This is a genomic window from Phenylobacterium sp. (assembly GCF_036263695.1).
Classification (GTDB): Bacteria; Pseudomonadota; Alphaproteobacteria; order Caulobacterales; family Caulobacteraceae; genus Phenylobacterium.
Window position 1 is genome coordinate 1 of the sequence record NZ_DATAGM010000170.1, and the last position, 7,377, is coordinate 7,377.

The 7,377-nt window shown below is 68.8% G+C and carries 5 protein-coding genes; 3 read left to right on the forward strand and 2 right to left on the reverse strand.

Translation table 11 applies throughout. The annotated features are described in order from the left end of the window. Nucleotides 1-1,737: PAS-domain containing protein (locus VHK87_RS07025; RefSeq protein ID WP_329634189.1), on the reverse strand; the 1,737-nt coding region annotated here is incomplete at its 3' end. A 100-nt stretch (nt 1,738-1,837) separates the two neighbouring features. Here VHK87_RS07025 and VHK87_RS07030 point away from each other — a divergent pair. The 3 genes from VHK87_RS07030 (at nt 1,838) to VHK87_RS07040 (ending at nt 4,511) form a co-directional block, all read left to right on the forward strand. Then, nucleotides 1,838-2,413 (forward strand): hypothetical protein, encoded by a 576-nt coding sequence (locus tag VHK87_RS07030; protein ID WP_329634190.1) that lies wholly within the window; start codon nt 1,838-1,840, stop codon nt 2,411-2,413. After that, nucleotides 2,406-2,813 carry a metallopeptidase family protein gene (locus VHK87_RS07035; protein ID WP_329634191.1) on the forward strand — a complete coding sequence of 136 codons (408 nt, stop codon included), beginning with the start codon at nt 2,406-2,408 and terminating at the stop codon, nt 2,811-2,813. The genes VHK87_RS07030 and VHK87_RS07035 overlap by 8 nt, the downstream gene beginning before the upstream one ends. Nucleotides 2,814-2,909: 96 nt before the next feature. Then, nucleotides 2,910-4,511, forward strand: a complete 1,602-nt coding sequence (locus tag VHK87_RS07040) for an AbgT family transporter (RefSeq protein ID WP_329634192.1) — start codon at nt 2,910-2,912, stop codon at nt 4,509-4,511. 53 nt (nt 4,512-4,564) lie between these two features. On the opposite strand, the gene VHK87_RS07045 is transcribed toward VHK87_RS07040, so the two are convergent. After that, entirely contained in the window at nt 4,565-7,246 is a 2,682-nt protein-coding gene (locus VHK87_RS07045; protein WP_329634193.1) for a TonB-dependent receptor, read from the reverse strand. Nucleotides 7,247-7,377: the final 131 nt, after the last annotated feature.

The window sequence follows — 7,377 nt, forward strand, 5'->3', positions numbered from 1 at the left end:
GCCCCGCTCCGACAGGTTCTCGCCGGACCGCTCCAGCAGCTCGGAGTAGCCGATGATGGTGGTGAGCGGGGTCCGCAGCTCGTAGCTGACGTTGCCGACGAAGTCCCGCTTCAGCCGCTCGGCCTCGGCCAGTGCGGCCGAGCGGGCGGCCAGCGCGCTCTCCAGCCGCCGCGCGTCGGTGATGTCGGTGAAGCCGATCAGGGTGGCCCCGTCCGGCAGCGGCCGCGACTGGTACGAGACGATCCGCGAGTCCGAGGTCTTCACCTCGCCGCTCATCGGCGCGCGGGCGGAAGGGTCGGGGTCGGCGACGCGGCCCTTCAGCTCGCGCCAGAACTGCATGTCGTGCAGGCGCGGGACGCACAGCTCCACAACGCCTTCGAAGTCGCCTGCCGCGTCCAGCTGCTGGGGTGTGACGTTCCAGAACCGCTCGAAGGCCTCGTTATGCAGACGCAGCCGCCCGTCCGAGCCGAACACCGCCACCGCATCGTTGAGCTTATCGAGTGTCGCCTGCTGGACCTGGATCAGGGCGTTGTACTGGGCCTTCAGCTTCAGCTCGCCGGTGATGTCGCTGAACAACAGCAGCATGCCTCCCATCGGGTGGGGCTGGCGCACGACCCGCAGGGTGCGCCCGTCGGGCAGGCTCCACAGCTCGTCCGGCGCGGCGCCCAGCGCCTCGTAGCGGTCGAGCTCGGCCGCCTTCCACTTGGCGTAGTCGGCGGTCTCGGGCAGCCGACGGCGCTGGCGCAGGCGGTCGAGGATCTCCCCATGGCTGGGGCGTTCGGCCAGCCAGGCCGGCTCCAGCCCCCACAGCTCCGCGAAGGCGGTGTTGTGGAAGGTCAGCCGCTTGCCGTGGCTGAAGATCGCCACCGCGTCGGCGATGTGGTTCAGCGTGTCGTCGTGCGCCGCGTCGCTGCGCTTGAGCTGTTCCTTCAGCTCCTCGGCTTCGGTGACGTCGTCGGCCCAGACGCCGACGCCGCCGCCTTCGAGCGGCTGGGCGAGGATCAGGAAGGCGCGCCGGCGGCCGGCGACGGTGACCCAGCGGACGGTCTCGCGGCGCTGGCCGAGGTTGGCGGCCTCGCTGGCCAGGGCGTCGGCGCCCTTGTCGAAGCTGGCGCGGCGGGCCTGCGCCTCCGTCAGACTGGCCGCGTCCACCGCCTGCAGCCACGCGCGGTTGGCCCAGACCGGGGAGCCGTCGGCGGCGGCGATCCAGGCTGGACCGGGCTTGGCGTCGAGGAAGGCGGCGAAGCGGGGGGCGGTCGGCAGGCCCGCCTCCTCGCCCAGCACGGCCGAGAGGCGCAGCCAGGCCAGGGCCCCGGCCGCGCGCCCTTCCACCGAGACCACCCCGCGCACGCCGCGGACCTCGAAGGCGCAGGGCTCGCCCCGCTCGAACAGGGCCCGCAGGCGCCGCGCGTGGTCGGGATCGGCGCGCATCAGGGCGCCGACGAGCGCCTGGGCGTCCGGGGCCTGGATGCCGAGGGCCGCCCCGCAGGCGGCGAAGCTCTCCTCGCCGGAAGCCAGCATGGCCTTGCCGTCCTCGACGGCGAGCAGGGCGGAATCGAACGCCTCGGCCGAGGCCATGGCGGCTTCGGCGCGGGCCTCGAGGGCGGTGAGCTCGGCGCGCAGGGCCTTGACCCGCTCGTTGGCCTGGCCCCGCTGGGCCAGCGCCCACAGGATCGCGCAAATGGCCAGCGAGACCGCGCCGGCCGAAGCCGCCAGGATCAGTTCGGGCGCGCTCATCGGGTCTTTCTCGGCCTTCGCCGGGCCGAAAGGAAGCGAATCAGTTGGTTGCGAAGATAGGCCGCTCCGCCATCGCGCTCCATGGCGCTATGATGGCGCGGTGAGCCTCATTCTCTATCCCGTCGCAGACAACGCCGACGCCGCCATGGCCGCCCCTCGCGGGAGAGCCGCCCGCGAGCGCGAGGCGGCCAAGATCCTGAAAGGCCAGGCGGTGTTCGAAACCCAGCTGGTCGGCCCGGGCTTCTCCACCCGAGAGGCGGCGCTGGACGCCTATGCGGGCAAGGTGGAGGACGACCGGCCTGGGCGGGTGTTTAGTCCGCCGCCCGAGGACCGCTGGCTGCGTATCGTGGAGGTGGTGGCGCCCGACGAGAAGCGGGCTCCCAAACCCGTGCGGCCGGCCTACAAGGATGGCAAGCGCTGGCCCGAGCCGCCGCCGGCCCCGCGCACCGTCTGGCGCCTGTCGGTAAGCTACTGGCGCCCAGCCGCGGCCGACCAGCCTCTCGACGGCCCGCAGGCCCGGCTCGCCCGGCGCAAGGCCCAGGACCTGGACCGTGACGCGCTGCGCGCCCTGACCCGCCAGCCCCTGCGGCCGGTGAAGCCGCAGCAGGGCCTCGACATCGGCCTCTTCGAGACCCGCCTGCCGGAGAATCCCCACATCATCGTGCCGGATGAGTGAGACGATAGGGCGCGCCCCCTCCCTGGACGATTTCGCGAGGCTGGCGCAGGCGGCCTTCGCGTCCCTGCCCGAAGCTTTCCGCAAGATGACCGGCGAGGTGATCTTCCGGGTGCAGGACTTCGCCGAGCCGGACGTGCTGGCGGAGCTCGGCATCGAGGACGCCTTCGAGCTGACCGGACTCTACCAGGGCGTCGATCTCTCGCAGCGCTCGGTGTTCGACCCCACGCCCCAGGCCAGCCTGGTCTTCCTCTATCGCCGGCCGATCCTCGACGAGTGGGCGGAGAACGGCGAGGTGACGCTGGAGGAGCTGATCACCCACGTCCTGGTTCACGAGATCGGCCACCACTTCGGCCTCTCGGACGCGCAGATCGAGGCCATCGAGGCCGCAGCGGACGGATAGGGGAGGCGGCTCGCGGGAGTTGCCTAGACGGCGAGGCTTCACCGATACAGGTGAGCGGAGGCGCGCGGTCGCCGACCCGGAGCAGTGATCAAAGAGATGACCGATCAGACCCCGTCGCGCCCCCAGCGCGGTTTCTTGGGCTTCGTCGAGCGGGCGGGCAACCTGCTGCCGGACCCCACGATCATCTTCATCTATCTGATCCTCGCCCTGATGCTGATCTCCTGGCTGGGCTCGAGCCTCGGCTGGCAGGCCTCGCTGGCCTACAGCGGCGACGAGGCCCCGGAATACGCAGAGCTGGCCGGCGGCGTCCTGACCTACCGCGCCTCGAACCTGTTTTCAGAAGAGAACATCGCGCGCCTGCTCTCCGAGATGCCCCGGACCTTCGCCGGCTTTGCGCCGCTGGGCCTGGTCCTGACGATCATGATCGGGGCGGCGGTCGCAGAGCGGTCCGGCCTGTTCTCCGCGCTGATCCGGGCCTCACTTCGCAACGCCCACAACTCGTTGCTGACGCCGATCGTGGCGATCATCGGCATGGTTTCGCACCACGCCTCGGATGCGGCCTACGTCGTCTTCATCCCGCTGGCCGCCATCGTCTTCGCGGTCGCCGGCCGCCACCCGCTGGCCGGCCTGGCGGCGGCGTTCGCCGCAGTGTCCGGCGGGTACGCGGGCAACGTGATGCCGGGCCAGATCGACGTCCTGTTGCTGGGCTTCACCCAGGAGGCCGCGCGCATCGTGCAGCCGAGCTGGACGATGAATCCGCTGGGCAACTGGTACTACATCCTGGCCATCGTCCTCCTGTTCACGCCCATCGTCTGGTTCGTGACGGACCGCCTGGTCGAGCCGCGGCTGGGGACCTGGGGCGGCGTCGTGGACGATGAGCTGCGCGCGGACCTGGAGAAGGCCGAGCTCACCGTGGGCGAGCGCAAGGGGCTGCGCCGGGCCGGGCTCGTCGCCCTGCTGCTGGTGCTCGGGTTCGCGGCCCTGGCGCTCTGGCCGGGCTACACGCCGCTGATCAACGAGGAGGCGGAGGGGCCGGCGCGGCTTCAGCCGCTCTACGCCTCGCTGATCGCCGGCTTCTTCCTGCTGTTCCTGCTCACCGGCGCGGTGTTCGGCCGGGCGACGGGAACCGTGAAGTCGGCGGGGGACGTCGTGGAGATGATGCAGCACGGGGTGCGCACCATGGCCCCCTACCTCGTGTTCGTGTTCTTCGCGGCGCACTTCGTGGCGATGTTCAACTGGTCGCGGATCGGACCGATCATCGCGATCAACGGCGCGGAGGCGCTGCAGGCCATGGCGCTCTCGCCGGCGCTGCTGCTGGTCTGCGTGCTGCTGCTGTCCTCGTTCCTGGACCTGTTCATCGGCTCGGCCTCGGCCAAGTGGAGCGCGCTTTCGCCGGTGGTGGTGCCGATGTTCATGCTGCTGGGCGTCAGCCCGGAGATGACCACCGCCGCCTACCGGATGGGCGACAGCTACACCAACATCATGACGCCGCTGATGAGCTACTTCCCGCTGATCCTGGCCTTCGCCAGGCGTTGGGACGGGACCGTCGGCGTCGGCTCGCTGCTGGCGCTGATGCTGCCCTACGCCCTCGCCTTCATGGTGGTCGGCATCGGCATGACGGTGGGTTGGGTGCTCCTCGACCTTCCGCTCGGCCCCGGCGCCCAGGTGTTCTACACCCCGCCGACCGCGGGACCGTGATCCGCCGCACCGCCCGCCTGGCGCAACGCCGGGCGGGCGGCCGGCGGCTCTCCTCACCAGCGCTTGGTCACCGCCACGCCGAACAGACGCGGCTCGAGAAGCTGCACGCCGCGCGTCAGCCCGAGCTGCTCCGAGCCCACGTCGTAGTTGATGACGACGTCCTCGTCGGCGATGTTCTTGGCGTAGAGCTGCACCTCGACGCCCCAGGCGGGTTGGCGCAGGATGAGGCTCAGGTTGGCGTTGTCCCACTCGGGGATCTCGAAATCGACGCCGTTGAAGATCGAACCGTAGGCCTTGGTCTGGCGATAGTAGTCGCCGCGCAGCACCACCTGCCAGTCGGCCAGGTCCCAGGTGTACTGGGCGCCGAGGCTCATGGTCCAATGGGGTGAGTTGGGCAGCTCCTTGCCGGCCAGGTTGACCGCCACGCCGGGTTTGGGGTTCAGGCCATAGGCGGCCGCGACGCCGCCGCCGTTGCAGACGCCGCCGGCTCCCGAGACGGCGGTGGCGGGCACACGGCCGGCGTTGATGTCGGCGATCAGCCGCTCCAGCGCGGCCGTCGAGACGACGCAGCCGGCGCTGATCGACTTGAAGTAGGTCAGCGACGGATCGCCCTGCGTTCGGTCGAACGCGTTGATCGACGAGCCTTCCTGCACCTCGGTCGAAAGGTAGCCGACGTTGGCGTTGAGCCTCAGCGCTTCGGTCGGCCGCCACTGGCCCTCGAATTCGGCGCCTTTGACGACCACGTCGACGTTGCTGGTGCTGGCGGTGAGCCCGTCGATCCGGGAGAACTGGAAGTCCTTGTAGTCGTAGTAGAAGGCGGTGAGGTTCACCTGCAGCGCCTGGTCCAGGAGGATGTTCTTGGTGCCGATCTCGTACGCGCTGACGATTTCCGGCGCATAGGGCGGCGACGTTCCATTGAGGATGGGAGAGTTGAAGCCCCCTGCCTTGTAGCCGCGCGAGTAGGACGCGTAGATCAAGGTGTGGTCGGTGAAGCCGAGGTCTGGCTGCCAATCCACGACGAAACGACCGGTCGTCTCCTCGAACTCCACCGTCTGCGGGATGATCGTTCCTGGCGCCCAACCGCCGGTACCCGGTCCGCCTGCACCATTCGGCTGGAACAGGAGGATCGGGAAGTTCTCGCGGTCCTTCACGTCCTTGGTTCGCCGGAGGCCGGCTGTGACGCGCACCGTCTCAAGCGCCTGCCAATAGACCTCGCCGAAGTAGGCGCTCGAGGACAGGCGGTAGGGGTTGTACGAGAAGTAGTAGTTGTGGCCGAGCCCGGAGACGGGGATGCCTGGGGTGGCGTCGAAGAAGCCGAGGCCGGGATTGTTCACCAGTTGGCGGTAGGCGTTCGTGGCGTTGGTGGAGACGAAGGTCACGTTCTCCCGATCGAGCTCCAGCAGGAAGGCGCCGATGTTGAAGTTGAGGGCGCCGTCGAAGTCCGACTGCAGCCGGACCTCCGTCGTCCATTGCTCGGCCTTGTTGTCCGCGTAGCTCAGGGTGCGAACGCCGGAACCGGGCCCGCCCTGCGGGTCGTTGTAGACCCCGCCTGGGGTCACCGGCGTGACGTTGAAGCGAGTGAGCGCCTCCTGGCTGCCGCCGGTCGTGAATGAAGTGTCGGTCACGAAGGACGCCAGGAACGAAAGCGTGAGCGCCTCGGTGACGTCGAACTCCGCATTGCCGATCCAGGTGTCGTTCTCGGCCTGGTAGGTCGGGTCCGCATAGAAGGACACTTTTCTCAGGTCGGGATCATTGAACGTGCCGGCGAAGGTGTCGCCGGTGGTCAGGCCCGCCAGCGTGGCGAAGAGGCCGCCGAAGGTCGCGACGCTGTTCGGGTTCCCGAGCGCGGCGGGTTGGAAGATGGTCCCCCTCTGGCAGCCGGGGCTCAGGAAGTTGCGCGCCGCGGCGTTGGTCACCGGAGTCGTGCCGACCTGGGCGGGACCCGGGTCGTTGATGCAGAGCGTCTTGGCGCCGGAGTTCCGCGAGTCGTCCTCGTCGAAATGCTCCCACATCAGCCAGGCGCGGAACCGCTCATTCGGCTCGAACGCGAGCGTCGCGCGCACGGACCACAAGTCGCGGCTGTCGATGTCGTTGCCCGTGACGATGTTGTCGGTGTAGCCGTCCCGTTGAAGGTAGGCGCCGGCTAGCCGAAACGCGAACTGCTCGCCGAGCGGAACGTTCACGTGGCCTTTCGAGCGACGAGTGTTGAAGTTGCCGAGCTCGCCGCTGATCGAGCCGTTCCAATCTCCAAGGACAGGTTTGGCGGTGATGATATTGACCACGCCGCCTGTGGCGTTGCGGCCGTAGAGCGTGCCCTGCGGGCCGCGCAGCACCTCCAGCCTTTCCATGTCGTAGAACTCGGCGTCCGCGATACGGCTCACCACGAGAGGCGCATTGTTCTCATGCACCAGCACGCCTGCGTCTCCGGAGGTGGAGACGAGCTGGTAGCCAACGCCGCGGATCTGGAAGTTAGGGGTGCCGTTCCCGCCCCGTGTGAACGAGAGGTTGGGCACGGCGATCTGTAGATTATAGCCCCCGTCGATTCGCTGATCCTGAAGCGCGGACTCGGAGAAGGCCGAGACGGCGATCGGCACGTCCTGAATCGACTCTTCCCGCTTCTGAGCCGTCACGATCACCTCGTCTAGGGTGGTCGAGGCGGTTTGAGCCAAGGCGGCGCTTCCCAGCGTCAGGCTGCTTGCCGCCGCGAGCAGGCACGGCTTCAGGCGCGTCTTCATGTGAGATCCCTCCCCTGACCGCTTGTGCGGCCTTGTTGTGAGCGCCCGTTGGTTCCGGGCTGCCCCGACGATAACGCCGACATGCCAAACTGTACAATTGTCGACAAGTGGTCTGGCCACCCAGAAATGCG